Raw genomic sequence first — 26,949 nt, 5'->3', positions numbered from 1 at the left:
TTTTCCAAATTCATCTGTACATTAAAGATAAGCACATGCTAAGGAAGGAAATACACGTAGACTCCTACGAGACAGCGCGAGCCAAAGGTGCGCGTAGTGTATTTCCGTAGCGGTGGAATTCTGACACATTAAATTACGTCGCAGTTTCTATCAACTGTGATATAAATGACAACAGTTTTAAGATAAGGACCTAGTTAAAAAAATGCTCAGATTATATTCTGAGCATTTTTTATTATGACAAATCCTTCTTAATGGTAGGTAGTGTAACTTTTAATTTGAATAAGTCTCCGTCTACTTCAATGTCGAAGGTCCCGTTGTGTAAATCTACAATCGATTTTGCAATGGCTAGACCAAGGCCAGAACCTTCTGTACTTCGGGACTTATCTCCTCGCTTAAATCTTTCTGTTAATTCTTCAGCATTTTCATTCAGTTCATACTTTGACACATTTTTAAATGTAAACGTTACTTCGCTATCGGTTGGTAATACGGTGATGTAAACTCTTGTGTTTTCTAAAGCGTACTTAAGAATATTATTGATAATATTATCGAAAACTCTCCATAGTCGTTGACCATCAACATGAGCATAAATAGGAGTATCAGGACTAGTGACTCGAAAGTGTAGTGGTGCCTGACTTATATCTTCTTCTGCAAGTGCTTGATTCATTAATTGAATTAAATCAACAGTTTCTTTATTTAATTCAATATTTCCACTCGCCATCTTTGATGCTTCAAAAAGGTCATTAATTAGGACGTTAAGTCGCTTCGACTTCCGGTCAATAATTGCTAAAAACTCCTTGCTCTCGTTCTCTGTTAAATTTCCATCTTGCAGTAACTTTGTGTAAGTAATAATGGAGGTTAAAGGTGTACGTAAGTCATGACTAACATTGGTGATAAGCTCTGTTTTCAATCTCTCGCTTTTCGCCTGTTCACTCAACGATTCGATAACACCTTGTTTTAATGTATTAATGTTCTGAGCCAGTTTAGATAAAGGTGATTTATCTTTAAGATACAGATCATTATCTAAGTTTCCTTTCACCAAATGAGAAGTGTGGTGAATAATGTTTGAAAGATCTTTAGATTGTCTGATAAATATAACTAGTAGTGGGACTACACCAATAATAAAAAAGAAAAAATAAAACAGTGCAATTGTCCAATTGTACGTTTCCATTGAATAAGCCGCAATAGGGCCAATAGCAAGAATAAACACGATGAAGACCAATAGGATGATTTGAAAAGCAAAGCCCTTCATACGTATCACTGTTTTGATTGTCTGGATAACTTTATTTAAAAAACTGTTTTGCCATTCTAGTCGTCCGAAATTTTTCAATCTACTTACAATCTTTATTCCTAATAGTAATGATATACTGACGAGAAGCATCATAGGAATAAATTCAAATATAATAAAATAATTTGCTGCTCGCATATAGCGGAGTAGACCATAACCAAAATTGCTCGTCTGGTATAACAAGTGTAAGGAAATACCACTTATTAGAAACAACAAGCCAATAGAAATATCAATTGGGAAAAATGATTTTCTTTTGGTTTGCTGGAAAGGTAATCCCTTTTTAAACAAAAATAAACTGATGAGAAATGAAAGTATACCACTAATGACATGGATAAAAAATGTTTTTTGATTCGTTTTGAAAATCCCATAATTAGGGAAAATGGTGTTAATTTCAGGGACGGTTCCTACAACCACTATTTCTCCTTCAAAGCTACCACTAGCAAATTCTAAAGCCGGGGATAAATCATAAGTAGTATTTAGTAATCCGTTTTTTGGTGCAGGGTATTCTTTCGCGTAAACCACTTTTTTTTCATCTACTTGCTCCAGCAAAGAACCTTCTCGATTCTCATTAACATTAGTATATAGTTTTCCACTTTCCGTATTTCGTAGTTTATACTTAATGATATTTTCAAATTTCACAAATTCATCTTGATTTTTTTCTAAATTATCATAAAATTGCTCTATTTCTTGTAGTTTATCCTTCATTATTTTTTCTCGAAGATAGTCATCTTCGTTTATCATTCGTTCAAACTCAAGGATTTTATTATCTCTTTCAATTTGTAAATCTGTCATTGCCTGATCATCACCAATTGTTTTTGCCTCTTCGATACGATATTGATAGTCATCGTTTATATATTCAAGTTGGTTAGTTAGATCAAACTGGATTCGGTAGTCTTGGAGTTCATAATCCTTTACGGAAACGGTGTTTACTGCCTCCTCCTTTGTGAAATCAAGTAATTTACCTGCTAAAAGATGGAGGAAAATGTTAAAATCACTCATGCCACCGTCTGTATAGAAATAACCTTCGTTTAAATAGTCGTCACTTTTAAGAAAGAAAGAGCCAATTCCACTAAGTCCATAAGAGAATAGGATACATGCAATGATAATGATTTTTTTACTTTTCCATTTTATACCCAATTCCCCACACCACCTTTAAATAATTTGGGTTTTTAGGGTCAATTTCAATTTTTTCGCGAATTTTTCGAATATGGACTGCCACCGTGTTTTCAGCGTTAAAGCCAGGTTCTTTCCATACCCGTTCGTAAATTTCGTCAATTGAAAAAACCCGCCCAGGATGAAGCATTAATAATTCTACAATTTTATATTCGATAGGGGTAAGCTTTACCATATCTCCATTTACAACAATGTGTTTACCATCTTGATCTAATAGGAGCCCGTTTAATTGAATCGTATTCTCTTGTTTAATGGGTACCCCAAATTCTACATATCTTCTAATTTGAGATTTTACTCTAGCAATCAACTCTAGTGGATTAAAGGGCTTAGTTATGTAATCATCAGCCCCAATTTGCAGACCTAATATTTTATCTGTATTTTCTGCTTTTGCACTGAGAATAATAATGGGTATTCTTTTATCCTTCCTTATTTGAAAAGTTGTTGCAATCCCGTCCTGGCGAGGCATCATGACGTCTAAAATAATTAATTGGACATCAAACTTATCTAGAAATTCCATTGCTTCTATCCCATCTTTGGCTTTCACAACATGCATACCTTCATTCCGCAAATAAATTTCAATCGCATCACGAATTTCTTTTTCGTCATCCACAACCAAAACAGTGACGTCTTTCATTCCTTTACCTTCTTTCCTATACAATTCGACGTTAAGTATACTTGATAATAGGAAAATTTACTCTATTTATTTTCTTAATTTTTTCTTAAGAATAGTAGATTTCTTTCCTCTTAAAAGGGAATTAAAAAAGCCCACCGAGGATTGGTGGGGAATGCATATGTTGCTCAACATTATTTTTCAAGGTAGTTTATTTTTCTTCCGATTTTATCCATAAAAAAAGCTTGGAAGATCCAAGCTCTTTACAGTTTCCTCAAATTTATCGTTGTGATTTCATGATCTAGCTCTTTCTTTAAAATGATATCTGCTCGATTTTTGGTTGGCTCGATGTTTTTCTTTAAATTTATTTGGTTAATATTATTCCAAATACTAGTTGCTGTTTTTACTGCTTCCTCATCACTTAAGTTTGCATAACGTTTAAAATAAGAATTAGGATCATTAAAAGCAGTACCTCTCAGCTTTTTAAATCTTTCAACGTACCAGCGTAACAGGTCTGTTTCATTGGCATCTACATAAATAGATAAATCAAAAAAATCGGAAACAAAAATACTAGGAAGTGTATTTCCTTCCAATTTTGGGGTTTGTAAAACGTTAATCCCCTCTACAATCACGATGTCCGGTTTATTGATTATCTTATATTGCCCAGGCAATATATCGTATTGTAAATGAGAGTATACCGGGACACGGACTTCTTTTGCACCTGACTTTAGCTTTGCTAAACAATCGACAAGTGCCTTCGTATTATAGCTTTCAGGAAACCCCTTTTTATTCATGAGTCCTTTGCTTTCTAAAACAGCGTTCGGATAAAGATATCCGTCTGTTGTAATGATTTCCACTTTAGGATGATTCGGCCATTTTGACAGCAAAGCTTGTATAATTCTAGCAGCTGTACTTTTACCAGCAGCAACACTTCCTGCAAGACCGATGATGTAAGGTACTTTTGAGGTGTTTTTTCCTAAAAAAGTGTCCGAAACAGTATGTAGTTGCTGAGAAGCTGTTATATAAAGGTTGATTAAACGTGTTAACGGTAAATAAACATTGGAGACTACCGCCATAGATAGCTGCTCGTTTACCCCTTGTAGTTCGTTAATTTCTTCTTTTGTTAAGGTCATGGGTGTATTAAATCGTAATTTTGCCCATTCTTCTTTTGTAAATGTCATGTACGGCGAATATTTTTCCATGATGAACCTCGTTTTTTAGTTTTATCCCGGAGTAATTTTTCCATAAACACACCCACTGTGAGACCGGAGAATTCAAGGTTGTCTAAGTGTGGCGGTAATGGACGTTAACACCCCGATAAGTTTCACATCCAATCAGTGAGGGAAGGAAAACTTCACTGATTGGAGTCTCACTTTATCATAATAAACTTTAATCGATTCATCAATTAAAAAAGTAGTCTTTGTAATGAATAAATGTCACAATCCCTGTTAAAATCGTATAGGCCATTGCTGTATAAAAGGCAATATTAGGCTCGAATTTTCTGTCATTTTGCTCCATTTTGATACCTGTTCGCCCCTGGATACTCATATCCATACTTTTACTCGTGTAGCCACCTGCAGAGTTGAAAAAGCGAATGACAATCATCCCTAAAATCCCAATTAAAAAAGCAAAATCTATAAATGGTTGATGAAGCATGTTAGAAATGCCATACGTTGCAGCGGCAAGTATCCCAAGTGTTAAAATAAACGTTAGAATTTTCTTCATTCCGTTTCCCCCTTTGTTATGTTTTATTTACGTGGTGGAATAGAAGAAAGTTTCAGCTATGGAGAATATTATAGAAAAATGGAAGAAAAATATACTTGAAAAACCGAACATATATTCGCATAATAAAACTAAATCATTTTAATGTGTAATTAGAGGAGTTTAAAGGAGCGGTTTTCAAGTGGAAAATCCAGTAATTGATTATAATGTGTTTCCAAAAAGAAAAGTGCTTTGTATTGATATGAAAAGCTTTTATGCTAGCTGTGCAGCAGTGGCCCGTGGTTTAGATCCGATGACTTGTTATCTTGCTGTGGTCGGACATGTTGATCGCCCGGGAAGTGTTATATTAGCAGCTTCACCTGCTTTAAAAAAGGAATTTGGTATTCGGACAGGCAACCGATTATTTGAAGTTCCCGATGATCCAAGAATTGTTGTCGTCACAGCACAAATGAAAATGTACTTAGAAATATCTGTTGAAATTACACGTCTTTTTCATCGCTTTGTGCCAAAAGAAGCCATTCATACGTACAGCGTGGACGAAAGTTTCTTAGAAATCGGAGGAACAGAAAAAATTTGGGGGGATGCATGGGACATTGCCCAAAAGATAAGAGAAGAGTTAATGGAAACCTTTCAAATTCCATCTGCTGTTGGAATTGGACCGAACATGTTAATGGCAAAACTTTGCTTGGATTTAGAGGCTAAAAAGCACGGGGTAGCAGAGTGGACATATGAGGATGTGGCAAAAAAACTTTGGCCTGTTTCTCCATTAAGTGAGATGTGGGGTATTGGTTTACGAATAGAAAAAAGGCTAAATCGTATGGGTATTACAACAGTAGGACAGCTTGCAAAATTTCCATTACAAAGATTAGAAAAGACATTTGGTGTGATGGGGAATCAATTGTTTTATCATGCAAATGGAGTCGATCTTTCTGAACTTGGGGCCCCTATTTTACAAGGACAAATTAGCTTTGGGAAAAGTCAAATTTTACTTAGAGATTATACAGATCCAGAAGAGGTACGCTACGTTATTTTGGAAATGTGTGAGGAAGTAGCGAAAAGAGCACGAGAAAGCGGAAAGGCTGGGAGAACGGTTAGTCTGGGCTTAAGTTATAGTAAAAATGAAAATGGTGGGGGTTTTTATCGCTCAAGAACGATGGTTGATGCATCGAACATAACGTCGGACTTATTTAACGTTTGTATGCAGCTATTCCACGAATTTTATGAGCAAAAAACAGTAAGGAAAATATCCATTTCTCTATCAAATGTCGAGGACGATGACGTTATGCAGTTAAGCTTATTTGATGAGGGTAAAGAAAAAAAACGAGCACTGGCTAACGCAATGGACGGGATACGGAACAAATACGGAAGTGCGTCTTTACTACGAGCTGTTTCCTACACAAGAGCAGGAACAGCAGTTCATCGAAGTGGACTTGTTGGTGGACATATTGCGGAATAAGGTTACAAAAAAGTGTAATGAAAGAAATGTTGAGGTCGTCTATATGAAGAGAAAGCAAGAATTGCAAGGGGGGAGAAATATTGATAGACAATGACGAACTAGTAGAACAATGGTTTCGTATGTATGCAGATGAAATGTATAACTTCCTAGTCTACTATACTGGTTCTACGGAAGTAGAGGATTTAGTTCAGGAAGTTTTTATTAAGGTCATACATAGTATTGATTCTTTTAGAGAAGAATCCAATCCAAAAACGTGGCTCTTTAAAATTGCTCGGAATGTATCGATAGATGAGGCAAGAAGAAACAGGAGGAAGCTACGTAAATTGATCCGATATGAAAGAGAATCTACAACAATTAAACCTAAGACCCCTGAGGCTATTTTTGAATTAAAGGAAGATGAAAAAGAGTTAGTTCAACAAATTAATTGCTTAAAAGATAGTTACAGGGATGTATTGCTAGTCAAAGGAATGAAAGAATTTTCAACTACTGAAACAGCAACGATTTTAAACTGGACTGAAAATAAGGTAAGGGTAACTTACCACCGCGCATTAAAAGCATTAAGAAGGAAGGTGGAAAAAATTGAAGAATAAGGATTCTATAGAAAAAATGCTTCCATCACTTCCGCAGACAGCACAAATAAGTGAACAGAAAAAAAGGGAAATGTGGAACAACATACAAACAAAACAGGAGAACACTTACACCAAAGGAACTAGAGGTAAGAGAAAAGGTTTTGTGGTAGGCCTAGCAAGTTTTGTTACACTCTTTCTCATTGGAATTATAGTTTTATCAGAACTCGAAAATACAGGAAACAATAACGCAAACGTAAATCAAATGTTAGATGTATCAAAGTTAGAAAAGGATAAAGGGGCTTCCAATACAATATATACATCATACAAGCCGATATCCTTGGATTTGACTAAACAGATTATACCTTATCCATCTAAATTTCCAACCTATTTGCCAATCGAAGCAACAAATGGGGAAACTGTTAAGATTAGAAGTTGGGACCCACAAGGAAAAAAAGTATCACTAGAGATTAATTATTTTAAAGACGATGCTGGGATTACTCATCTAATTACTTTTGAATCAGCTAATTTTGATAATGGTTACAGTGTTCCAGAAATAGATTCGGAAAAGTTAGAATTGAAGAGTGGAGTAAGTGCGAATTTTATTATCAATCAAAATACTCGAATTTTAGAGTGGGAAGAGAATAAGCAATTTTATAAGCTCAGTTACACGTATTTGAACAATGAACAAACTCACCCTAGTGAAGAGTTAATAGAGGAGCATAAAAACGAATTAATCAAGATTTATAAAGAACTGAAATAATTATAAAGAGGAGCTGCCTTTGCAGCTTCTTTTATTTATTGCTTAGGAGATTATAAAATTTCAGACTTGTGGATAAGTTAGTTGCACGGGGGAGTCACGTCTAGCTCCAGCACCTACCCCCTCGGGACATAAGTCAATCCCTTCTGTGGCAAAAGCCTCCACGGCAGGTCTTGTCTTATGCCTGCCTTAGGCTGAGCAAGGCGCTTGCGCTTTTGTTCTAAAGTAAAGAGTAAATAGAATTGTATTGATTTTTGAAAAAATTAAAATAAACTAGGAATATACGAGCGAGAAAGAGGAATTGAGGTTGAAAAAGTGGACAAAGATATCTTTTTAACAGAGCCAACAATAGATTTAAAGGAACAATATTTAGATTTCTATTACGAGTGGAAAACAAGTGGGGAGCCTATGGTTCCATGGGTTATTAGTAAGGATCCTAGTAATTTCCAGGCATTGCTTCACTCTTTAGAGGAATCTAAAAGAGGAGAGAAATTACCAGAAGGCTGGGTACCGGACTCTACTTATTGGCTAGTAAATGCCGAAAAGCGCGTTTTAGGAGCTGTTAATATTCGTCACGATTTAACGGAGGATTTACGGAACAGTGGTGGGCATATTGGATATGGGATACGTCCAACGGAAAGAAGAAAAGGTTATGCAACCAAGTTACTATCCCTATCCCTTGAGAAAACAAAGGAACTAGGGATAAAAAAAGTACTTGTTGTCTGTGACGCAGATAATATTGGTTCTGCAAAAACAATTTTAAATAATGGTGGTCAACCAGATACAGATTTTGTTGAAGAGGATGGAAATGTCATCAAACGATTTTGGATTGAAATCGATAATACGGGGGAATAAATGATGAAAGCTATATTAGTTCCTGAGTTTGGTCCGGCAAACGTTATGCAATATCAAGAGGTGGATTTGCCAAAAATAGGCGATCAGCAAGTTTTAATTCGGGTTGCAGCAGCAAGTGTGAATTTTGCTGATATTAAGTCAAGGTTTGGGAACAAAGGAGGAGGAAAATTACCGTATATTCCAGGTATTGATGCTGCTGGTACAATTGAAAAAATAGGATCGAACGTGGAGTATTTAAAGGTAGGACAACGTGTCATTGCATTCCCCCTTACCGGTTCTTATGCGGAATACATAGTTGCTGATGAAAATCTTACATTTGTTCTTCCGAATAATGTTGATTTTGGGACTGCTGCTGCATCCCCAATCGTGTCGTTTCTTTCTTATAAACTATTAGCCAATGTTGCTAGGTTAGAAAAGGGAGAAACAGTTGTTGTCCATGCAGCAGCTGGTGGAGTTGGAACGACGGCCATTCAAATGGCAAAAATACTAGGTGCGGGGCAAATCATTGGGACAGTTGGTAGTCAGGAGAAAATACCAATTGCAAAAGAGGCAGGAGCAGATCAGGTTATTTGTTATAGTGAAGAAGATTTTTCTAAGAGAGTAAATGAACTAACGAACGGAGAGGGAGCAAATGTTATTTTGGACTCTATCGCTGGGGAAATTGCAGAAAAGAGTTTAGAGTGCCTAGCCACATATGGTAGATTAGTTCATTTTGGGAATAGTGGTGGAGCACCTGGCCAATTTCTGACGAAGGATTTACATGCTAGCTGTCGGTCTGTACTCGGGTTTAGCTTCGGTACAACGCGAAAACTACGTCCACACCTATTACGCCCTACGGCAGAAAAAGTGCTAAGCTTTTTAGCAAGTGGGCAATTAAAGATTCAGATAGGAAAAGTATTTTCTTTAGATGAGGCAGTGAAAGCCCATGAATGGGTGGAGAGTAGGAAAAGTACAGGAAAAGTACTCTTGAAGGTAGAAAATTAGTAGAATATATAAATAGGAACGCATTCAACTGCGTTCCTATTCTTCATTTAGTTATCAAATTCCTCGGTGAAGGAGTGCGTCACGTCTCCTGTTTTGGAATCCACATGAACAACTAATCGTTTTCCAGTTGGCGACGTGTCTTCCATGGAAAAATCTTTTGTGTGGAAAGCAATTGCCCATATATTGTCACTTAGAAAATGTTCCTCTTCTTCTATCCCAATTTCTTCGTTTTCCGAGAACCATTTTTGGACATCAGGATGTGCCTTAGCCGCATGAACAGCTTCTTGTTTGGAAATGATGTCTGTATTTGTATCACTTACTTCAATAGGGACATCAACTAATAAAGCATTCCCCTCATCTGAACGAAACGATATAGTCACCATATACTCTCCGGCTGGTGCATCTGTCTCCGTTGCATTGTTCACCTTGATGATAGGATAAAAGGTCATTTGTTTCGTTAATTCTTCTTCTGATTGAAAAGTTTCGATATCATTTGGGTCATAAATATCTGGGCAGCCCTCGTTTTCTGCGTTGCTTAGTAAATACATACTATTATCCGGTGCTTGAACTGAAAGATGAATAGGGACTCCACACCGTCCGTTGTAAGAAAGTGCTTTCCCAGAAATGTTTTTGACGGTAGCGTCGACAACCAGTTTGTCGTTTGGCTGAAGTTCGATATCTGATAATGTTGCGATAAGTTGTAATCCGTTTTCCGATTTATCTACTTGATTGGACTCGGGTTCTCCACTAGCAGAGGTGTTAGAAGGGAAAACATTAGAATATAAGAAATAAAAGACGACTGCTAATAAAATCAAGCCTCCAATGACACTTAACAATTTAGCGTTAATACTTTTCATTTTACTTCTCCTTTACACTTCACTTTATCTAATTAGACGTTTTAGTTGGAGAAGCGTTTCAGCTCTTAAGAAACTATCTAAAAGGTATAGGTTTATTTGTCAGAATTTTATATACTAAAGGGACTACGAAAAAAACGGGGAGGTAGATATATGTTTGTTAAAGCAGGTGGACATTTAATTCATGCAGTCTCATTTGGAAATGGTGAAGGGAAAACTCCATTTGTAGCACACGGCGGTTGGACAGGGTCTTGGGAATTGTGGGAACAACCTTTGGAGGTATTATCACAAAGTCGTCGCTGTATCGCAATTGATCACTTAGGATCTGGTGAAAGTCCTATCCCTAAGGGAACCGTAATTACGCTTGATATGCTTGTGGAAAATTTAAGACAGGTTCTTGATCAATTAGAAATTCAAGAGTGCATTTTAGCAGGTGAGTCAAGTGGATCTAAAGTAGTGTTACAATTTGCTCTTAAGTACCCAAACAGGGTGAAAGGACTAGTGTTAGTAGATGGCTTCGGATTTGCTTTTCCAAAAGAAGCCATACAAATGACCATTGATCAGTTGGAGCAGGATTATCACGGTTATATTGATGCATTTGTAGATTTATGTTTGCCAAATGGTGAAGCACATATAAAAAGGTGGGGAAAAAACATTTTACTCCGGGCTTCTAAGGAAGATGCCATTGAACTTTTAAAAATAAATGCAACAGTTGATCTAACTCCTCAATTAAAAAACATACACGTACCTACATTAATCGTACATGGGCAAAACGATGCGTTAGTACCGGTTGTAACAGCAGAACAAATAGCTACTGAAATACCGGGAGCAGAACTGGTTGTGATTCCAGATGCAGGCCATGTACCTACAATAAGTCACCCAATTGCTACGACTATTGAAATAAAACGTTTTCTCTCAACCATAAGTGAATAGGAATATACATAGTAAAACTCAAACAAAGAACATGAAAAGTTCCTTGTTTGAGTTTTTATTATCTATGTTTATTATATTTAATTGGTTTTGTCATTTTCTTTAACTGATTATAAAGATTATCATCCAAAGGCTTACTGTTTAAATAAGTAAGGTTCTCCTCGAGTTGGTTTATGGAGCTTGCTCCAAATACAGCTGATGCTAACGCAGGATGTTTTAATACATACTGCAAGGCAATCGCATTTGGAGTTCGCTCCTCATTAACGAAGTGCAAAAATGCTGCTGTGCTCGTTTTTAATTCTTCATACTCATAATCTAAATAACCATCTCTCCCTTTTGTTTCAACTTGTGCTAATCCTTTCTTACTCAGCATTCCCTTTGCTAGTGGACCTCTCGCTAAAACACTAATGTTGTTTTCATGTAAAAGATCCAGCACTTCTTCTTCAGGACGTCTATCAAATAAACTATATTGCATCATGACACTTACAATGTTGGATTTCTTTATAAATTCACGAATCACATTTGGACGAATAGAAGAAATGCCATAGTATCGAATAAGCCCCTCTTGCTTTAGTTCCTCAAATGCCTCAATTGTTTCGTCAATCGGATCCTCAAGCGTACCTCCATGCAATTGATAAAGGTCTATATAATCTGTATGTAGTCGTCGTAAACTATCCTTTACTTCTTCTTTAATATATTTTTTAGAAGGGTCCCAGTGCCATCCTTCTTTTCCAACTTCAAATCGATTGCCTACCTTCGTACCAATAATGACGTTCTCTCTTTTTCCTTTTACGGCTTTTCCAACGATTGATTCGTTTACACCTTGATCATATAAGTCCGCTGTGTCCAAATAATTAATTCCTGCATCAAGTGCTTTATCTATAATGGTTTGTGCCTTTTTTTCATCCGTTCCTAAGGACATACAACCAAGGGATATTTCGGAAATAAACAAATCTGATGAACCTACTTGCCGTTTTTGCATCTAACTCATCCTTTCCTTTTCCTTCTATTGTAATGAATACTCTTGCCCCCTGACAAATGTAGTGATTTTTTCTAACTATGTTAAGATAGTCTCATAAAATAGGAATAAAGAGAAAAACTGTAAACAGGAGTTGAAAACCATGAAAAAGTTTGAAGAAAAAACAGTAAAATCACAAACAATATTTAAGGGAAAAGTAATCACACTCGTTCACGAGGATGTAGAACTTCCAAACGGAAAACAATCGAAGCGAGAAGTGGTAAAACATCCTGGTGCAGTAGCTGTTATACCAATAACGAAGGAAAAGAAAATTATGTTGGTAGAACAATATAGAAAACCTTTAGAAAGGAGTATAGTAGAAATTCCGGCTGGAAAGCTAGAGCCAGGGGAAGCGCCTGAGGTAACAGCACTTCGAGAATTAGAAGAGGAAACAGGCTATACAACTGAAAAGCTTTCATATGTAACGGCATTTTATACTTCGCCAGGCTTTGCGGATGAAATCATTCATATTTATTTAGCAGAGGATTTAAAAAAGGTAGAAAGCCCATTGACACCGGATGAAGACGAATTTGTAGACATAATGGAATGTTCGTTAGAGGAAGCGGAGAAAATGGTTGCAGAAAAGAAAATATACGATGCCAAAACGGCTTATGCCATTCTATATTTAAAGACTAGAGGACTGTAATAGCCTATGACAGTGTGGAAAGAATATTTTGCTGATTTACATATTCATATAGGAAGTACGATGTATGGAAAGCCTGTTAAAATCACGGCTTCTAAAAACCTTACCCTTACAAACATTTTAGTAGAGGCATCCAAACGAAAAGGACTCGATATGATTGGGATTATTGATGCACATGTACCTGCTGTTCAAGAGGAGTTGGAACAGCTTATTTTGAATGGAGAAGCGTTTGAATTAGAAGAAGGTGGTGTGCGTTTTCAAGACGTGACTCTTCTTTTAGGATCAGAGGTAGAAATATATGACTCCAACTGCTATGGCCCTATACATATACTTTGCTTTTTCCCAAACTTAGAAAAAATGCAGCTATTTACGAATTGGTTTAGTACACGGGTAACAAATATAACTCTTAGTTCTCAACGAATGTATGGGACTGCAAAGGAGCTTCAAGAAATAGTAAAGAGGTTAAAGGGATTATTTATTCCTGCACATGTTTTTACTCCTTTTAAAAGTCTATACGGAAAGGGTGTAAAAAAGACCCTTCAAGAAGTGTTTGACCCAGCACTGATTGATGCTGTAGAGCTTGGATTAAGTTCTGACACTACGATGGCCGATCAAATTCAGGAACTGTCCGCCTATACCTTTTTGACAAATTCAGATGCTCATTCATTGAAAAAAATTGCAAGAGAGTATCAGAAGATTAGAATGAATGAGGCAACTTTTAAGGAATTTCGACTTGCCTTAGGAGAGAAGGCAGGGCGCAAAGTATTAGCCAATTATGGTATGAACCCTGTACTAGGGAAATATTTTACTACTGTGTGTGCGGAATGTTTACTAGAGACTAGCTATGGGGGTCCTTGTATTCATTGTGGAAATAAGACCATTATCAAGGGTGTTTCTGAAAGGATTACGGAGCTAGCTAGCTCTGGTACAAGTAACAGGGAACGCCCTGACTATATACATCAAGTCCCACTGGAATATTTACCAGGATTAGGGGTAAAAACATTAGAAAAATTGCTAGACATCGTTGGTACGGAAATGTACATCCTTCATAAAGCGTCCAAGGAAGAGCTGAGAGCTGCAGTTAAGGAAAATATTGTACAAATGATTGTCTCGATGAGAAGAGGAGAACTTTCATTTGAAGCTGGAGGAGGCGGAAAATACGGGAAAGTTTCCATGCAACAAAAATAGAGTTTTCCTTGTATTTGGCTTTCGTTTTTCCTGACAATTTTAATTCTTCATTTTTGGTCTATTTTTTATTTCTAGTTCATAGAGTAACAGTAAATAGATAATAGAGTAATTTATGCCTTTCGCAATAGAGCAGGCGACAGGCTAGTTACTCTCATAGACCAGTTGAATGGAGGATTTTCATGCTTAAGAAAAAAAACATTGGCTCTAAAATTAAAGTTTCTGAATATAGTAGTATTTATTTATTTATGTTTGTTCTATTTCTCATCGGAGTTATCTTTGGTGCAGTGATCGTCAATAGTATGAGTTTCATTCAAAAGCAAGATTTATATTTTTACCTCCATCAATTTTTTGGACAAGTACAAGAGGGTTCTCTACTACATGAACAGGATTTATTTCAATCAAGCTTCTTCTATCATTTTAAATATATTTTACTTATATTTATTCTCGGATTGTCTATTATTGGTATTCCTATCATTTGGATTTTCATCTTTATGAAAGGAATTGTTATAGGTTTTTCTGTTGGGTTTTTAGTGAATCAAATAGGATGGTTTGGTCTTCTCATGGCATCAGCATCTATTGCACCTCAGAACATTTTTGTTATTCCGGCATACTTGATTGCTGGAAGTTTTGCAATGATATTCTCCCTCCATTTAATAAGAAGGCTATTTGTAACAAAAACGTATCATCAGCCAATTCGAAAACATTTTGTGCAATATTCTTCTGTTTTTCTCGTTGTTTTAGTGATTACCTTAGTTGCATCCATTGTGGAGACTTTCTTATCACCACATACAATGAGATTAGTTGTTAATTGGGCGTTTTAACTAGCTAGATTAAAATAATTATTTAGATTAGATTATAATGATTTTAATTTGACACTTGTTCCGTGTCTGCTTATAATTAAGAGGAGTTACGAGGGAGGGAGCAGACCCATGGAACACCGTCTGGAAAAGATAAAAAAACAACTACATTCCCAAAGTTATAAGCTAACCCCACAGCGGGAAGCAACGGTTCTTGTGTTATTAGAAAATGAAGAGGATCATTTAAGCGCGGAAGATGTATACCTCCTCGTAAAAGAAAAAGCACCAGAAATAGGATTAGCTACTGTATACCGTACATTAGAATTATTATCGGAATTAAAAGTGGTAGATAAAATAAATTTTGGCGATGGTGTGTCTAGGTATGATTTGCGAAAAGAAGGCGCAGAGCATTTCCATCACCATTTAGTATGTATTGAATGTGGATCTGTAGAAGAAATTGTGGAGGATCTACTTGGAGATGTGGAAAAAATCGTGGAAAAGGATTGGGGATTTCAAGTAAAGGATCACCGTTTAACCTTCCATGGCATATGTCGAAAATGTCAAACGAGTGAAGTGGAAAATGCTGAGGAATCGGAGAAAGCAAAAAGTTTATAAATGTTGAAATGTAACCTTTTTTCTAAGCTGAAAAAAGGTTTTTTTGTGCCTATAAAGTATAAGGCATTTATGTGATGTCTTTGAGCCGAGCTACTCTATATTGTCAATAAAGTAATTCTACTCTATTTACAAAAATGAACAAATCAGTTACGGTAGTTTTGAGTGAAGGAAAAAAGTAGTATAAATATCGTTGAAATTGGCATATCTTGTACTAAGTCATCATTTAACAGATTTAGAAGGGGAACAGGCCAATGACGAAATGGTATCAATTATGTAAAGAATTTTTGAAAGTATTTCTTATCTTTATTGTTAGTACTTTTTTCTTTTACTTTGGTTTAAGAATGATGCATGAAGAATATGAAAATTTTCATCGTTATGATGAACCAGAAGGAAATGCTGTAAAAGTATTCGAACTGGAGGAAGATAATTGGGTAGATCGTTTATCTATCTTTTTCCGATTAGGGGAGTAAACAAATGCGAGATGAAACGAGAGACTTTCTACATTATTTAACGATTGAGCGAGGACTCTCAAAAAACACATTACTATCATACGAGAGAGACTTGAAACAATACGTAGCATTTTTGACAAACAAATGTGAACTAAAAGACATAAGTAACGTTCAGCGAACACATATTATGCAGTTTTTAAGTCATCAATATCAATTAGGGCGCTCTACCGCAACCATTTCTAGATTTTTATCAACGATTCGAGCTTTCCATCAATTTCTAGTAAGAGAATATAACATAAATAAAGATCCTAGCTTACATATAGAAACGCCTAGAAAAGAACGCAAGCTACCAAAGGTTTTATCGAACAAAGAAGTGGAGTTATTACTAGATTTAGAAGGAAATGATCCATTTATACATCGAAATCGAGCGATGCTAGAGGTTATGTATGCTACAGGATTGCGGGTAACAGAACTGTTGACATTGACACTAAGTGATTTACATTTGACAATGGGTTTTATTCGCTGTTTTGGAAAAGGATCTAAGGAACGAATTGTACCGTTAGGATCCCATGCCGAAAAAGCTGTTCAATTTTATATGGAAGATGCTCGTCCAAAGTTGTTAAAAGGAAAGAGAGAAGAAGCGTTATTTGTAAACCACCATGGCAGACCAATGTCTAGACAAGGATTTTGGAAGGTATTAAAAGGAATTGCAAAGGAAAAAGGAATAGAAAAAGAAATTACTCCCCATACGTTGAGACATTCCTTTGCAACACATTTATTAGAAAATGGGGCAGACTTAAGAGCAGTTCAGGAAATGTTAGGACATGCTGATATTTCTACAACACAAATATATACCCATGTGACAAAGGCAAGACTTAAGGATGTATACCGAAACTTCCATCCAAGAGCCTAGTCACCAGCTTAGGGCTTCCTAAATAAAAGGGGGCTTTATTTTACTTTCAGCAAAGTTTATTTTTTAAAAAAATTGCAGCCTTCAATTTTTAGTGCTAGGTGATTTTTAAGAAGTGGCTTACATATTAACACATAATTAAAATGGTAAAATATCATAATTCGTTACAAAATAGGGAATGTCATATTATAGGAGGGATGAAGATGAAAACGTTCAAGAGAACTTTTTTAATCGTCTTAGATTCAGTAGGAATAGGTGAAGCAGCGGATGCAGAAAAATTTAATGATGTTGGAGCTGATACACTGGGACATATAGCGGAGCATATGAATGGTCTACATATGCCAAACATGGGCAAGCTCGGGCTGAGTAATATTCGTGAAATAAAAGGAATTCAAAAAGCAGATAAGCCACAAGCACATTACACAACCATGCAGGAAGCATCAAATGGTAAAGATACAATGACTGGCCACTGGGAAATCATGGGTTTACATATTGACACGCCCTTTCAAACTTTTCCTGATGGCTTTCCTCAAGATTTAATTGGTGAACTAGAGGAGAAAACGGGGAGAAGAATAATCGGAAATAAACCTGCTTCGGGTACTGAAATTATGAAAGAACTAGGACAGGAGCACATGGAAACAGGTGCTTTAATTGTTTATACTTCTGCGGATTCGGTACTCCAAATAGCAGCACATGAAGAAATCATATCGATAGATGAACAGTATCACATTTGTGAAATAGCAAGACAATTAACGAAAAACGAAAAGTATATGATTGGAAGAATTATTGCTAGACCTTTTATCGGTAAGCCTGGTTCATTTGAGCGCACTTCCAATAGACATGATTATGCATTAAAGCCTTTCGGACGTACAGTTATGAATGAGTTAAAGGATAACAATTTAGATGTCATTGCGTTAGGAAAAATATCCGACATTTACGATAATGAAGGAGTTACGGAAACAATTCGCACAAAGGACAACATGGATGGTGTAGATAAGCTAGTGGCATCCATGGATAAGGATTTTCATGGCTTGAATTTCTTAAACCTAGTTGATTTTGATGCAAAATATGGACACCGACGTGACCCTCAAGGATATGGAGAAGCTTTACAAGAATTTGATGCGAGACTTCCAGAAATTTTAAACAAAATCACCGACGATGATTTATTAATCATTACGGCAGACCATGGAAATGATCCTGTTCATCCAGGAACAGATCATACGAGAGAACTAGTTCCACTTCTCGTATTCCATAAAGGAATTGATGTTGGAAAAGAACTAACGCAAAGACAAACATTTGCCGATATTGGTGCAACAATAGCAGAAAATTATAAAGTGCCATTACCAAAATACGGAAAGAGCTTTTTGACAGACATTCAATAGAAATTTGTTCCATAATAAAATACAAGTAATTACACACATTCTTTAGGGGGAATAAACTGTGACAAATGTAAAAGATGCAGCAAGCTTTATATCGGAAAAATTAAAAGGAAAGCAACCAACAATAGGACTTGTATTAGGTTCTGGTCTTGGCGTATTAGCAGATGAGATCCAAGAAGCAACAGAAATTCCTTATCATGAAATTCCTCATTTTCCTCAATCTACAGTAGCTGGTCATAAAGGACAATTAGTTATTGGTACTTTAGCAGGAAAAGCAGTTATTGCGATGCAGGGGCGTTTTCATTTTTATGAAGGCTATACAATGGAGCAAGTAACCTTTCCTATTCGAGTGATGAAGGAAATTGGGGTAGAAAAAGTAGTTGTAACGAATGCAGCCGGTGGAATAAATGAAAGTTTTGAGCCAGGAGATTTAATGTTAATACATGATCATATAAATATGATGGGCACCAATCCTTTGATTGGACCAAATAATGAAGAATTAGGACCCCGTTTCCCTGATATGTCGGAAGCCTATTCTAAACAGCTTTTGGCACATGGTGAAAAGTGTGCGGAAAAGCTTGGCTTAAAATTACAAAAAGGTGTGTACGTAGGGAATACAGGTCCCTCTTATGAAACGGGAGCTGAAATAAGAATGCTTCGTGCGTTAGGTGGAGATGCTGTTGGAATGTCTACCGTTCCTGAGGTCATTGTCGCCAACCACGCTGGGCTAAAAGTGTTAGGAATTTCATGTATTTCTAACATGGCAGCTGGAATTTTAGATCAACCACTTTCACATGATGAAGTAATAGAAACAACGGAAAAGGTTAAACAAAACTTTTTAGATTTCGTAAAGGAAATCGTAAAAACATTACCAGAAACTAATTAACAGCTGCTGTTAAAGGGGGCTTTAAGTAATGAGAATGTACGATATTATTGCAAAAAAAAGAGACCGTCAGGCATTAACAAAAGAGGAGATTGACTTTTTTATAAACGGTTACACAAATGGTGAAATTCCAGACTATCAAGCAAGTGCATTTTGTATGGCTATATTTTTTCAAGATATGACGGAAGAAGAGCGGGCTCATTTAACGATGGCGATGGTCAATTCAGGTGATACCATTGACCTTTCTTCTATTGAAGGGGTGAAAGTCGACAAGCATTCCACTGGAGGAGTAGGGGATACAACGACTCTTATTTTAGCCCCTTTAGTTGCCTCTTTAGATGTTCCTGTAGCGAAGATGAGTGGGAGAGGCCTAGGTCATACTGGTGGTACTATCGATAAACTTGAGGCAGTTGAAGGTTTTCATGTGGAATTAGACAAAAATCAGTTTATTGATTTAGTAAATAAAAATAAAATTTCTGTTATTGGTCAGTCAGGTAATTTAACTCCTGCAGACAAAAAACTTTATAGTCTACGTGATGTAACGGCGACCGTAAACTCTATTCCATTGATTGCAAGCTCCATCATGAGCAAAAAAATAGCAGCTGGTGCAGATGCAATCGTGTTAGATGTGAAGACGGGTGCAGGTGCGTTTATGAAAGAGGAAGAAGAGGCAAAAGAACTAGCTAAGGCGATGGTATCCATTGGAAATAGAGTTGGAAGAAAGACAATGGCTGTCATTAGTGATATGAGTCAACCATTAGGAAGAGCAATTGGTAATGCACTTGAGGTGGAGGAAGCAATCGAAACTTTACAAGGAAAAGGACCGGAAGATTTAACGGAACTATGCTTAATACTTGGTAGCCAAATGGTCGTGTTAGCGAAGAAAGCAAACACACTAGAAGAGGCTAGAGAAAAATTAATAGAAAATATGCACAATGGCAAAGCATTAGATAAATTCCGTACTTTCTTAAAATCACAAGGTGGAAATGAAAAAGTAGTCGATAATCCAAAACTAATGCCACAAGCTACATATTCATTTGATTTACCTGCAAAAACAGAAGGATATGTTAGTGAAATGGTTGCAGATGAAATTGGTCACGCAGCAATGATGTTAGGTGCAGGAAGAGCAACGAAAGAATCACAAATTGATTTAGGTGTTGGTATTGTCTTAAATAAAAAAGTTGGGGATCATGTGAAGCAAGGCGAATCGCTTTTAACGATACATGCAAACAGCTCCGATGTAGAAGAAATAAAAGAAAAATTATATAAAAATATTACGCTAGTGGATAATGAAGTGGTGGCACCAACATTAATATATGGAGTAGTTACACAGTAATTCTCTTATATTTGTATAAAGCATTTTATACATTCCCATAATAGAAGTGGTAGAAAAGAAAATCCTGACAATTGTCAGGATTTTTATTTTTCATATTTTTTCTTACTTGATGAAAAAAGAAAAGTTTTTTTTATACTTATAATTTCGTGCAATGTTGGAAAAAATATGAAACAACTGGAATGGAGGGAATTACATGAAAAAAATAGCTTCAATACTTTCATTATTAATGTTATTAGTGACATCAATTGGTTTGCCTGTTCAAGCAGAAGAAACCGAACAAATTGACCTAGCAGAAAATTCAAAATCTGCAATTTTAATGGAAAAAGATACAGGTAAAATTTTATATGAAAAAAATGCTAAAGATCAACTTCCCCCTGCAAGTATGACAAAAGTAATGACGTTAATTTTAATTATGGAAGCTCTTGAGAGTGAAAAAATTACGTTAGATGAAAAAATAAGAATAAGTGAATATGCAGCTTCAATGGGAGGATCACAAATTTTCTTAGAGGCTGGAGAAGAAATGTCGATTGAAGATTTACTAAAAGGTGTTGCCGTTGCTTCCGGTAATGATGCATCTGTAGCACTCGCTGAAAGAATTGCTGGTAGTGAAAAAGCTTTTGTGAAGAAAATGAATGAAAAAGTGAAAGAATTAGGATTAAAAAATACACACTTTGCCAATACAACAGGTCTCCCAGCAGAAAATCATTACAGTACAGCACATGATATGGCTGTTATGGCAAAGGAATTGCTAAAACACGAACAAATAACGAAATATACAAGCATTTATGATGACTATTTACGCAAAGGTACAGAAGATGAATTTTGGCTCGTTAATACGAATAAATTAGTGAAATTTTATGATGGAGTCGACGGGTTGAAAACGGGTTATACGAGTGAAGCAAAATACTGTCTCACTGCTACTGCTAAAAGAGATGATATGAGAGTAATAGCTGTTGTGATGGGAGCAGATACGACGAAGAAAAGAAATGCTGATGTATCAAAGATGTTAGATTATGCATTTCAACAATACCATTCTGAACCTATGTTCGAACGCTTTGAAGTAATTGATCAATTAAAGATATTAAAAGGTAATTTAGACAAAGTTGATGTTGTCACAGGAGACAAAGTGTCCATTCTATTAAAAAATGGTGAAAAAATTGAGAGTCAAGAAGAAATACTTGAATACAACGACAATATTTCGTTGCCTTTAGAAAAAGGGCAACAGGTAGGTGTAATGAAATTGAAAGTTAATGGGAAAGTCATGTCAGAAACCGCTCTTATTGTGAATGAAGACGTGAAGACAGCTAACGTATGGACGTTGATGAAACGTGCAATGGCAAACTTTAATAAAGCAAATTAACGGTTACTTTATGATAGAAACTGCGACATAACCTTTACATCTCCGCTCATCCTTTACAAGATGAGTGGAAGTCCGGCGCCTTGTACAAGAGAGAAGACATCCCACAAATAAACAATTTTATGATGAGCATCACTGCCCGAAATTCACTTTTAGCGTAGGCAGAATACATAGACTCCTGCGGGACAGCACGTGTTTGAAGACCCCAGTGAAGCGGTATTCCGCGAGGAGGCTGAGGCCGTGCCCTAAGGTGCGCGAAGTATTCTGCCGAAGCAGTCGTATAGCACTCACTAATTACGTCGCAGTTTAAGTATTTTGTGTGAAAATAATAATACTTTTAATACAGTCTTTATAAAAATTTAAATGAGGACAAGGATTTGTTCCAGTTAGAACCTCTTTATTTGACGAATAATCACTACTTTTGTCATTAAGCAGGAATAGGGCATAAAAAAATAGAAAGACTCAAGCGAAGCACAAGAAAAAGGAGGCAAACTAGGTTGAGTCTTTCTGTACAATTTGAAAGTAAAAATGATGTACTACTTGTCAGGTTATCTGGTGAATTAGACCACCACACTTCTGAAAGTTTAAAAGCAAAATGGCAAGGTGAAATCGAAAAAGGAAATATTAAGCACGTAGTTGTCAATATGGAAACATTGAGTTTCATGGACAGTTCTGGTCTAGGAGTAATGCTAGGTAGATATAAAGAAATTAAACAATTTGGAGGAGAAATGGTTGTATGCTCTGTTTCCCCTGCTGTAAAGAGGTTATTTGATTTATCTGGCCTATTTAAAATTGTTCGTTTAGAAGAAAACGAAGAATTTGCGCTGAGAAGTTTGGGGGTGGCGTCATGAGAAATGAAATGCGCCTTGAATTTTCAGCGTTAAGTGAAAATGAGTCCTTTGCAAGAGTTACAGTTGCATCATTTATAGCACAAATCGATCCTACAATGGATGAATTAACAGAAATTAAGACGGTTGTATCAGAAGCAGTTACGAACGCCATCATACATGGCTATGAAAATAACCCAGAAGGTAAAGTGTATATTCACTGTGTGCTGTATGACAACTATGTGGAGCTAGAAATTCGTGATCAAGGTATCGGGATTGATGATTTAGAAGAAGCAAAACAGCCATTATATACATCAAAACCAGAATTAGAGCGTTCTGGAATGGGGTTTACCATCATGGAGAATTTCATGGACGAGGTTGACGTTCAATCGTCTAAAGACAGTGGTACGACTGTGCGATTGAAAAAACATTTCCAAAATAGTCAAACCTTGTGTAACTAAGGGGATATGTAAATGGATGTGGATTTGAAACATTCCAAAAAGGACAAGCAGTTGTCCGACAAAGAAGTAAAAAAACTTATATATGACAGTCAACATGGAGACCAATTATCGAGAGATCTTCTTGTGGAAAAAAACACACGCTTAGTATGGTCCGTCGTACAACGTTTTTTAAATCGTGGCTATGATGCGGACGATTTATTTCAAATTGGTTGTATTGGTCTCTTAAAGTCTATAGATAAATTTGATTTATCTTATGATGTTCGCTTTTCCACTTATGCTGTCCCGATGATAATAGGAGAAATACAACGATTTATTCGGGATGATGGGAGTATAAAGGTTAGTAGATCATTAAAAGAGACAGGTAATAAGATAAGAAAAAAACGTGATGAACTTACTAAGGAATTTGGTAGATCCCCAACGATTCAAGAGTTAGCGGATGCGTTGGAAATATCAGCCGAAGATATTATTTTTGCACAAGAAGCATCTAAGTCTCCCCACTCCATACATGAAACGGTTTATGAAAATGATGGCGACCCAATTACGCTCTTAGATCAAATGTCTGATGAAGATACAAAATGGTTTGATAAGCTTGCATTAAAGGAAGTTATACGTAATCTGGATGATCGAGAACGCTTAATTATTTATTTACGGTATTTTAAAGATCAAACACAATCAGAGGTTGCAGAACGATTGGAAATATCACAAGTACAAGTATCACGACTAGAAAAGAAAATCTTGAATAATATACGTGATCAAATGAAAACCTAATAGTTGTGAAGAAAAAGGATGTCAATTAAAAAGACATCCTTTTTTTGTTTATAAAAATTATTGAGGCGTACGAGTTATTGCAGACAAAGGAGAAATTATTTAACGCTGTCCATATCTATTTTACAAAGATAATAAGCCGTCAAAAGTCTCTTCTTATAAACGCATGAAGGAAGGGATAGTTACACATAATAAACAAAACTTCTCATAAATGGGAGGAGTGTTTTATGGGGGACCAAATATATATTAGGCTAAAAAACAAAATCAACATACCAAAAGACGAAAAAATCTTGTTAAAGGATATAGCATACCTTTCTGCAAACGAGAATTGGAAAAATCTTTTGGAGAAGAGTTTTATTTATCAAGTAAAAAAAGAAGATAAAAACATAGTGGTTTTTGATATTTTTACTGTTATTGAAAAGCTAAAAGATCAGCATCCAAATTTAGAATTTCAGCCAGTTGGACCGAATCAAACCATTGCTGTTTTATCAGAGTTTACGAAAAAACCTAACTTTTTAGTAGTTAGTTTTATCTGGCTATTATTATTTATTGGTGCGGCTATGGCGATAATGAATTTTCATTATGATGTTAGTATGCAAGAGGTGCAACAGCGGCTTCATTATATGCTGACAGGTCAAGAAAATAAGTATCCGTTTTGGTTGCAGATTCCTTACTCAATTGGCCTTGGATTAGGGATGATATTATTTTTTAATCATGTTTTTAAGAAACGAATAAATGAGGAACCAAGCCCTTTAGAAGTAGAGATGCATAATTATCAACAAAACTTGGATCAATACGTTATTATGCATGAAAACGAAGTGAGTAAAAAAGATGATCATTAATGTAGTAGAAATCATTATTGGATTTGCTTCTGGGCTTGCTGTTGGGGCTGGATTTGTCGCATTTTTAACCGTTTTGGGACTTATACCAAGGTTAGTACAGTTAAGTAAAACCAATAAGTTTGTTCAACATTTTGAAACAAGTGTAGTAGCAGGGGTATTGTTTGGTACGTTACTATCGTTTGGTGATTTCTCCTTACATGCCCCTATACTATTGGAGGTAATATGGGGCTTGTTCCATGGCATTTTTATCGGAATGCTAGCTGCTGCTTTAACAGAAGTGTTAAATGTATTTCCGATTTTAGCAAAGCGGATTAAATTGGAAGGACAAATTCTGTGGCTATTAATGGCAATTGTCTTAGGTAAAATATTTGGCTCCATGTTTCAATGGCTTGTATTTGTAAAATGATTTTAGAGGTGATTGGAATGGGAAAAAAATTTGATTCTGAAAACTATAAACAAACAGTAAAACCGTACCAACCAAAACCAAACTTATTGCTGAATTGTGTGAAAGCCTTTGTTGTTGGTGGTTTAATATGTGTTTTTGGACAAGGGTTAACGGATTTTTATATTAACGTTTTCGATTATAGTCAAAAAGATGCGGCGAATCCGACAGCAGCGACGTTAATTTTGATTGCTTCTTTACTAACTGGCTTTGGGATTTATGATAAGCTAGGTCAGTTTGCGGGAGCTGGTTCAGCTGTTCCGATAACTGGTTTTGCTAATGCAATAACAAGTGCAGCATTAGAACACAAGAGTGAAGGATATGTGCTCGGTGTAGGATCTAATATGTTTAAATTAGCTGGATCTGTCATTGTATACGGAACAGTTTCCGCTTATATAGTCGGTATATTACGTTATTTATTGACGCAATGATGTAGGGGGTAAAGTTCGTGCGTAAACTAGGGAAACAAACGTGGTTTTATGAAAATAAAGTGTACTTAAATGAAACAGCTACTGTTGCTGGGCCTAGGGAAGCACAAGGGCCTTTAGGAAATACATTTGATATAACGTATGATGATTTGCATTGCAATGAGGATAACTGGGAAAAAGCAGAAAGAAGATTGCTTGAACAGTCCATCCAAACATGTATAAAAAAAGATAATTTACAGACTGATCAAGTCGATTTAATGATTAGTGGGGATTTACTCAACCAAATCGTCACTTCTAATTATGCAGCTAAAACATTAGCCATACCTTTCTTTGGGATTTTTGGGGCATGTTCAACTTCTATGCAATCCTTAGCTCTAGCTAGTGCTTTAGTTGATGCGGGCTTTATTAACAATGCTGTTGCAGCTACAAGCAGTCATAATGCTACTGCAGAAAGACAATTTCGTTATCCGACTGAGTATGGCGGGCAAAAACCTGCATCTTCCACGACTACTATAACTGGTGCAGGTGCGGGACTTGTTTCGAAAAAAGCAAACAAACAAGTAAACATTAGGGTAGAAAGTGCCACAATCGGAAAAGTGATGGACTATCAAATGGGTGATCCTTTTGATTTAGGAACTGCGATGGCACCTGCTGCTTATGACACAATAAAAACGCATTTAGGTGATGTTGGAAGAACACCTTCTGATTATGACTTAATCTTAACAGGGGATCTATCATCTGTTGGAAGTCCCATTTTGAAAGATATGTTAAAGGAAGATGGAATTAATATTGATGAAGTGCATAATGACTGTGGATTAATGGTCTATAACAGTGATCAACAAGTATTTGCGGGCGGAAGTGGTTGTGCTTGCTCGGCGGTTGTAACATACGGTCATATTTTTTCAGAGCTCCTTAAAGGGAATTTAAATAAAGTATTAGTGGTAGCCACTGGAGCTTTAATGAGTCCAACTATGGTTCAACAAAAAGAGACGATTCCAACAATCGCGCACGGAGTTGTTTTAATGCGAGAGGAGTTGAATCAATCATGATTTACCTTTGGGCATTTATAGTTGGTGGGGGCATTTGTGTAATTGGACAACTGCTCTTAGATGTAGCGAAACTAACTCCTGCTCACGTCCTATCCTCTTTCGTCGTAGCGGGTGCTGTATTGGACGGGTTTGATTTATACGACAAATTGATTGAATTTGCTGGTGCTGGTGCTACTGTTCCGATTACTAGCTTTGGTCATTCCCTCTTACACGGGGCAATGGAACAAGCTGATGATAAAGGATTTATTGGAGTGGCAGTCGGTATTTTTCAATTAACGTCTGCAGGTATCGCATCAGCCATTCTATTTGGATTTCTCGTAGCCGTATTTTTCAAGCCAAGGGGCTAAGTTGTAAGGAAAGGCAGG

30 protein-coding genes are annotated in these 26,949 nt (G+C 36.3%); 24 read left to right on the top strand and 6 right to left on the bottom strand.

The window, feature by feature from the left end; genetic code table 11:
* Positions 1-232 precede the first annotated feature (232 nt).
* The 4 genes from HNQ94_RS18850 to HNQ94_RS18835 all read right to left on the bottom strand — a co-directional run bounded on the left by HNQ94_RS18850 (position 233) and on the right by HNQ94_RS18835 (position 4,793).
* The gene (locus HNQ94_RS18850) at positions 233-2,422 is read right to left on the bottom strand and encodes a sensor histidine kinase (RefSeq protein WP_174497799.1); all 2,190 of its coding nucleotides are present in this window, start codon (positions 2,420-2,422) and stop codon (positions 233-235) included.
* The gene (locus HNQ94_RS18845) at positions 2,400-3,092 is read right to left on the bottom strand and encodes a response regulator transcription factor (RefSeq protein ID WP_174497798.1); all 693 of its coding nucleotides are present in this window, start codon (positions 3,090-3,092) and stop codon (positions 2,400-2,402) included. Before HNQ94_RS18845 ends, HNQ94_RS18850 begins: the two co-directional genes overlap by 23 nt.
* A 239-nt stretch (positions 3,093-3,331) precedes the next feature.
* On the bottom strand, positions 3,332-4,270 hold the full coding sequence (gene coaA / locus HNQ94_RS18840) for a type I pantothenate kinase (RefSeq protein WP_174497797.1): 939 nt from the start codon (positions 4,268-4,270) through the stop codon (positions 3,332-3,334).
* A 199-nt stretch (positions 4,271-4,469) separates the two neighbouring features.
* Positions 4,470-4,793: a hypothetical protein gene (locus tag HNQ94_RS18835; protein ID WP_174497796.1), complete on the bottom strand. Its 324-nt coding sequence runs from the start codon at positions 4,791-4,793 to the stop codon at positions 4,470-4,472.
* Positions 4,794-5,031: 238 nt separating this feature from the next.
* Here HNQ94_RS18835 and HNQ94_RS18830 point away from each other — a divergent pair, with 238 nt between their 5' ends.
* The 5 genes from HNQ94_RS18830 to HNQ94_RS18810 all read left to right on the top strand — a co-directional run bounded on the left by HNQ94_RS18830 (position 5,032) and on the right by HNQ94_RS18810 (position 9,411).
* Entirely contained in the window at positions 5,032-6,246 is a 1,215-nt protein-coding gene (locus HNQ94_RS18830) for a Y-family DNA polymerase (protein WP_174497802.1), read from the top strand.
* An 80-nt stretch (positions 6,247-6,326) separates the two neighbouring features.
* Positions 6,327-6,836, top strand: coding sequence for an RNA polymerase sigma factor (locus HNQ94_RS18825; RefSeq protein WP_246200081.1), 510 nt, complete (start codon positions 6,327-6,329; stop codon positions 6,834-6,836).
* Entirely contained in the window at positions 6,826-7,575 is a 750-nt protein-coding gene (locus HNQ94_RS18820; RefSeq protein WP_174497795.1) for a hypothetical protein, read from the top strand. The genes HNQ94_RS18825 and HNQ94_RS18820 overlap by 11 nt, the downstream gene beginning before the upstream one ends.
* Positions 7,576-7,887: 312 nt before the next feature.
* On the top strand, positions 7,888-8,427 hold the full coding sequence (locus tag HNQ94_RS18815) for a GNAT family N-acetyltransferase (protein ID WP_174497794.1): 540 nt from the start codon (positions 7,888-7,890) through the stop codon (positions 8,425-8,427).
* 3 nt (positions 8,428-8,430) lie between these two features.
* Complete coding sequence (locus HNQ94_RS18810; protein ID WP_174497793.1) at positions 8,431-9,411, top strand: quinone oxidoreductase family protein; 981 nt, start codon at positions 8,431-8,433, stop codon at positions 9,409-9,411.
* Between the two features lie 47 nt (positions 9,412-9,458).
* Here HNQ94_RS18810 and HNQ94_RS18805 read toward each other — a convergent pair whose 3' ends face one another.
* Positions 9,459-10,268 (bottom strand): hypothetical protein, encoded by an 810-nt coding sequence (locus tag HNQ94_RS18805; RefSeq protein ID WP_174497792.1) that lies wholly within the window; start codon positions 10,266-10,268, stop codon positions 9,459-9,461.
* Positions 10,269-10,418: 150 nt separating this feature from the next.
* Between HNQ94_RS18805 and HNQ94_RS18800 the strand changes: the two genes are divergently transcribed.
* Complete coding sequence (locus tag HNQ94_RS18800; RefSeq protein WP_174497791.1) at positions 10,419-11,198, top strand: alpha/beta fold hydrolase; 780 nt, start codon at positions 10,419-10,421, stop codon at positions 11,196-11,198.
* Positions 11,199-11,256: 58 nt separating this feature from the next.
* Here HNQ94_RS18800 and HNQ94_RS18795 read toward each other — a convergent pair whose 3' ends face one another.
* On the bottom strand, positions 11,257-12,177 hold the full coding sequence (locus HNQ94_RS18795) for an aldo/keto reductase (RefSeq protein WP_174497790.1): 921 nt from the start codon (positions 12,175-12,177) through the stop codon (positions 11,257-11,259).
* Positions 12,178-12,316: 139 nt separating this feature from the next.
* On the opposite strand from HNQ94_RS18795, the gene HNQ94_RS18790 reads away from it, so the two are divergent.
* The 18 genes from HNQ94_RS18790 (at position 12,317) to spoVAE (ending at position 26,931) form a co-directional block, all read left to right on the top strand.
* Positions 12,317-12,859 (top strand): NUDIX domain-containing protein, encoded by a 543-nt coding sequence (locus HNQ94_RS18790; protein WP_174497789.1) that lies wholly within the window; start codon positions 12,317-12,319, stop codon positions 12,857-12,859.
* A 6-nt stretch (positions 12,860-12,865) separates the two neighbouring features.
* Positions 12,866-14,044, top strand: a complete 1,179-nt coding sequence (locus HNQ94_RS18785) for an endonuclease Q family protein (protein ID WP_174497788.1) — start codon at positions 12,866-12,868, stop codon at positions 14,042-14,044.
* 179 nt (positions 14,045-14,223) lie between these two features.
* Entirely contained in the window at positions 14,224-14,865 is a 642-nt protein-coding gene (gene spoIIM / locus HNQ94_RS18780) for a stage II sporulation protein M (RefSeq protein ID WP_174497787.1), read from the top strand.
* Positions 14,866-14,973: 108 nt separating this feature from the next.
* A complete protein-coding gene (gene fur, locus HNQ94_RS18775) occupies positions 14,974-15,456 on the top strand; it encodes a ferric iron uptake transcriptional regulator (protein ID WP_174497786.1) in 483 nt (160 codons plus the stop codon).
* Between the two features lie 251 nt (positions 15,457-15,707).
* Positions 15,708-15,926 (top strand): DUF4227 family protein, encoded by a 219-nt coding sequence (locus HNQ94_RS18770; protein WP_174497785.1) that lies wholly within the window; start codon positions 15,708-15,710, stop codon positions 15,924-15,926.
* Positions 15,927-15,930: 4 nt separating this feature from the next.
* Positions 15,931-16,818 carry a site-specific tyrosine recombinase XerD gene (gene xerD, locus HNQ94_RS18765; RefSeq protein WP_174497784.1) on the top strand — a complete coding sequence of 296 codons (888 nt, stop codon included), beginning with the start codon at positions 15,931-15,933 and terminating at the stop codon, positions 16,816-16,818.
* Between the two features lie 200 nt (positions 16,819-17,018).
* Entirely contained in the window at positions 17,019-18,197 is a 1,179-nt protein-coding gene (deoB, locus tag HNQ94_RS18760; protein ID WP_174497783.1) for a phosphopentomutase, read from the top strand.
* A gap of 58 nt (positions 18,198-18,255) precedes the next feature.
* On the top strand, positions 18,256-19,080 hold the full coding sequence (locus HNQ94_RS18755; RefSeq protein WP_174497782.1) for a purine-nucleoside phosphorylase: 825 nt from the start codon (positions 18,256-18,258) through the stop codon (positions 19,078-19,080).
* Between the two features lie 28 nt (positions 19,081-19,108).
* Entirely contained in the window at positions 19,109-20,413 is a 1,305-nt protein-coding gene (locus tag HNQ94_RS18750) for a pyrimidine-nucleoside phosphorylase (RefSeq protein ID WP_174497781.1), read from the top strand.
* A gap of 193 nt (positions 20,414-20,606) precedes the next feature.
* Positions 20,607-21,773 carry a D-alanyl-D-alanine carboxypeptidase family protein gene (locus HNQ94_RS18745; protein ID WP_174497780.1) on the top strand — a complete coding sequence of 389 codons (1,167 nt, stop codon included), beginning with the start codon at positions 20,607-20,609 and terminating at the stop codon, positions 21,771-21,773.
* Positions 21,774-22,267: 494 nt separating this feature from the next.
* Positions 22,268-22,621: an anti-sigma F factor antagonist gene (spoIIAA, locus tag HNQ94_RS18740; protein WP_174497779.1), complete on the top strand. Its 354-nt coding sequence runs from the start codon at positions 22,268-22,270 to the stop codon at positions 22,619-22,621.
* Positions 22,618-23,058 carry an anti-sigma F factor gene (gene spoIIAB, locus HNQ94_RS18735; RefSeq protein WP_174497778.1) on the top strand — a complete coding sequence of 147 codons (441 nt, stop codon included), beginning with the start codon at positions 22,618-22,620 and terminating at the stop codon, positions 23,056-23,058. Before spoIIAA ends, spoIIAB begins: the two co-directional genes overlap by 4 nt.
* Before the next feature lie 12 nt (positions 23,059-23,070).
* Positions 23,071-23,826, top strand: a complete 756-nt coding sequence (sigF, locus tag HNQ94_RS18730; protein ID WP_174497777.1) for an RNA polymerase sporulation sigma factor SigF — start codon at positions 23,071-23,073, stop codon at positions 23,824-23,826.
* 224 nt (positions 23,827-24,050) lie between these two features.
* On the top strand, positions 24,051-24,665 hold the full coding sequence (locus tag HNQ94_RS18725) for a stage V sporulation protein AA (RefSeq protein WP_174497776.1): 615 nt from the start codon (positions 24,051-24,053) through the stop codon (positions 24,663-24,665).
* Positions 24,655-25,071, top strand: coding sequence for a stage V sporulation protein AB (locus HNQ94_RS18720; protein WP_174497775.1), 417 nt, complete (start codon positions 24,655-24,657; stop codon positions 25,069-25,071). The genes HNQ94_RS18725 and HNQ94_RS18720 overlap by 11 nt, the downstream gene beginning before the upstream one ends.
* 17 nt (positions 25,072-25,088) lie before the next feature.
* Complete coding sequence (gene spoVAC, locus HNQ94_RS18715) at positions 25,089-25,538, top strand: stage V sporulation protein AC (RefSeq protein WP_174497774.1); 450 nt, start codon at positions 25,089-25,091, stop codon at positions 25,536-25,538.
* Positions 25,539-25,555: 17 nt separating this feature from the next.
* Positions 25,556-26,584 carry a stage V sporulation protein AD gene (gene spoVAD / locus HNQ94_RS18710; protein WP_174497773.1) on the top strand — a complete coding sequence of 343 codons (1,029 nt, stop codon included), beginning with the start codon at positions 25,556-25,558 and terminating at the stop codon, positions 26,582-26,584.
* The gene (gene spoVAE / locus HNQ94_RS18705) at positions 26,581-26,931 is read left to right on the top strand and encodes a stage V sporulation protein AE (protein ID WP_174497772.1); all 351 of its coding nucleotides are present in this window, start codon (positions 26,581-26,583) and stop codon (positions 26,929-26,931) included. Before spoVAD ends, spoVAE begins: the two co-directional genes overlap by 4 nt.
* Positions 26,932-26,949 lie beyond the last annotated feature (18 nt).

It is taken from the genome of Salirhabdus euzebyi (genome assembly GCF_014207435.1).
In the GTDB taxonomy this organism is placed as follows: domain Bacteria; phylum Bacillota; class Bacilli; order Bacillales; family Alkalibacillaceae; genus Salirhabdus; species Salirhabdus euzebyi.
The sequence above is the reverse complement of the archived record's forward strand: the minus strand, read 5'-3'. Positions and strand labels throughout refer to the sequence as shown.

Coding starts and splice junctions, on each gene's coding strand:
- fur (WP_174497786.1), top strand. CDS start 14,974: ATGGAACACCGTCTGGAAAAGATAAAAAAACAACTACATTCCCAAAGT.
- HNQ94_RS18745 (WP_174497780.1), top strand. CDS start 20,607: ATGAAAAAAATAGCTTCAATACTTTCATTATTAATGTTATTAGTGACA.
- sigF (WP_174497777.1), top strand. CDS start 23,071: ATGGATGTGGATTTGAAACATTCCAAAAAGGACAAGCAGTTGTCCGAC.
- HNQ94_RS18830 (WP_174497802.1), top strand. CDS start 5,032: ATGAAAAGCTTTTATGCTAGCTGTGCAGCAGTGGCCCGTGGTTTAGAT.
- deoB (WP_174497783.1), top strand. CDS start 17,019: ATGAAAACGTTCAAGAGAACTTTTTTAATCGTCTTAGATTCAGTAGGA.
- xerD (WP_174497784.1), top strand. CDS start 15,931: ATGCGAGATGAAACGAGAGACTTTCTACATTATTTAACGATTGAGCGA.
- spoVAE (WP_174497772.1), top strand. CDS start 26,581: ATGATTTACCTTTGGGCATTTATAGTTGGTGGGGGCATTTGTGTAATT.
- HNQ94_RS18720 (WP_174497775.1), top strand. CDS start 24,655: ATGATCATTAATGTAGTAGAAATCATTATTGGATTTGCTTCTGGGCTT.
- spoVAC (WP_174497774.1), top strand. CDS start 25,089: ATGGGAAAAAAATTTGATTCTGAAAACTATAAACAAACAGTAAAACCG.
- coaA (WP_174497797.1), bottom strand. CDS start 4,270: ATGGAAAAATATTCGCCGTACATGACATTTACAAAAGAAGAATGGGCA.
- HNQ94_RS18835 (WP_174497796.1), bottom strand. CDS start 4,793: ATGAAGAAAATTCTAACGTTTATTTTAACACTTGGGATACTTGCCGCT.
- HNQ94_RS18795 (WP_174497790.1), bottom strand. CDS start 12,177: ATGCAAAAACGGCAAGTAGGTTCATCAGATTTGTTTATTTCCGAAATA.
- HNQ94_RS18805 (WP_174497792.1), bottom strand. CDS start 10,268: ATGAAAAGTATTAACGCTAAATTGTTAAGTGTCATTGGAGGCTTGATT.
- HNQ94_RS18810 (WP_174497793.1), top strand. CDS start 8,431: ATGAAAGCTATATTAGTTCCTGAGTTTGGTCCGGCAAACGTTATGCAA.
- HNQ94_RS18770 (WP_174497785.1), top strand. CDS start 15,708: ATGACGAAATGGTATCAATTATGTAAAGAATTTTTGAAAGTATTTCTT.
- spoIIAB (WP_174497778.1), top strand. CDS start 22,618: ATGAGAAATGAAATGCGCCTTGAATTTTCAGCGTTAAGTGAAAATGAG.
- spoIIM (WP_174497787.1), top strand. CDS start 14,224: ATGCTTAAGAAAAAAAACATTGGCTCTAAAATTAAAGTTTCTGAATAT.
- HNQ94_RS18790 (WP_174497789.1), top strand. CDS start 12,317: ATGAAAAAGTTTGAAGAAAAAACAGTAAAATCACAAACAATATTTAAG.
- HNQ94_RS18800 (WP_174497791.1), top strand. CDS start 10,419: ATGTTTGTTAAAGCAGGTGGACATTTAATTCATGCAGTCTCATTTGGA.
- HNQ94_RS18725 (WP_174497776.1), top strand. CDS start 24,051: ATGGGGGACCAAATATATATTAGGCTAAAAAACAAAATCAACATACCA.
- HNQ94_RS18785 (WP_174497788.1), top strand. CDS start 12,866: ATGACAGTGTGGAAAGAATATTTTGCTGATTTACATATTCATATAGGA.
- HNQ94_RS18845 (WP_174497798.1), bottom strand. CDS start 3,092: ATGAAAGACGTCACTGTTTTGGTTGTGGATGACGAAAAAGAAATTCGT.
- HNQ94_RS18750 (WP_174497781.1), top strand. CDS start 19,109: ATGAGAATGTACGATATTATTGCAAAAAAAAGAGACCGTCAGGCATTA.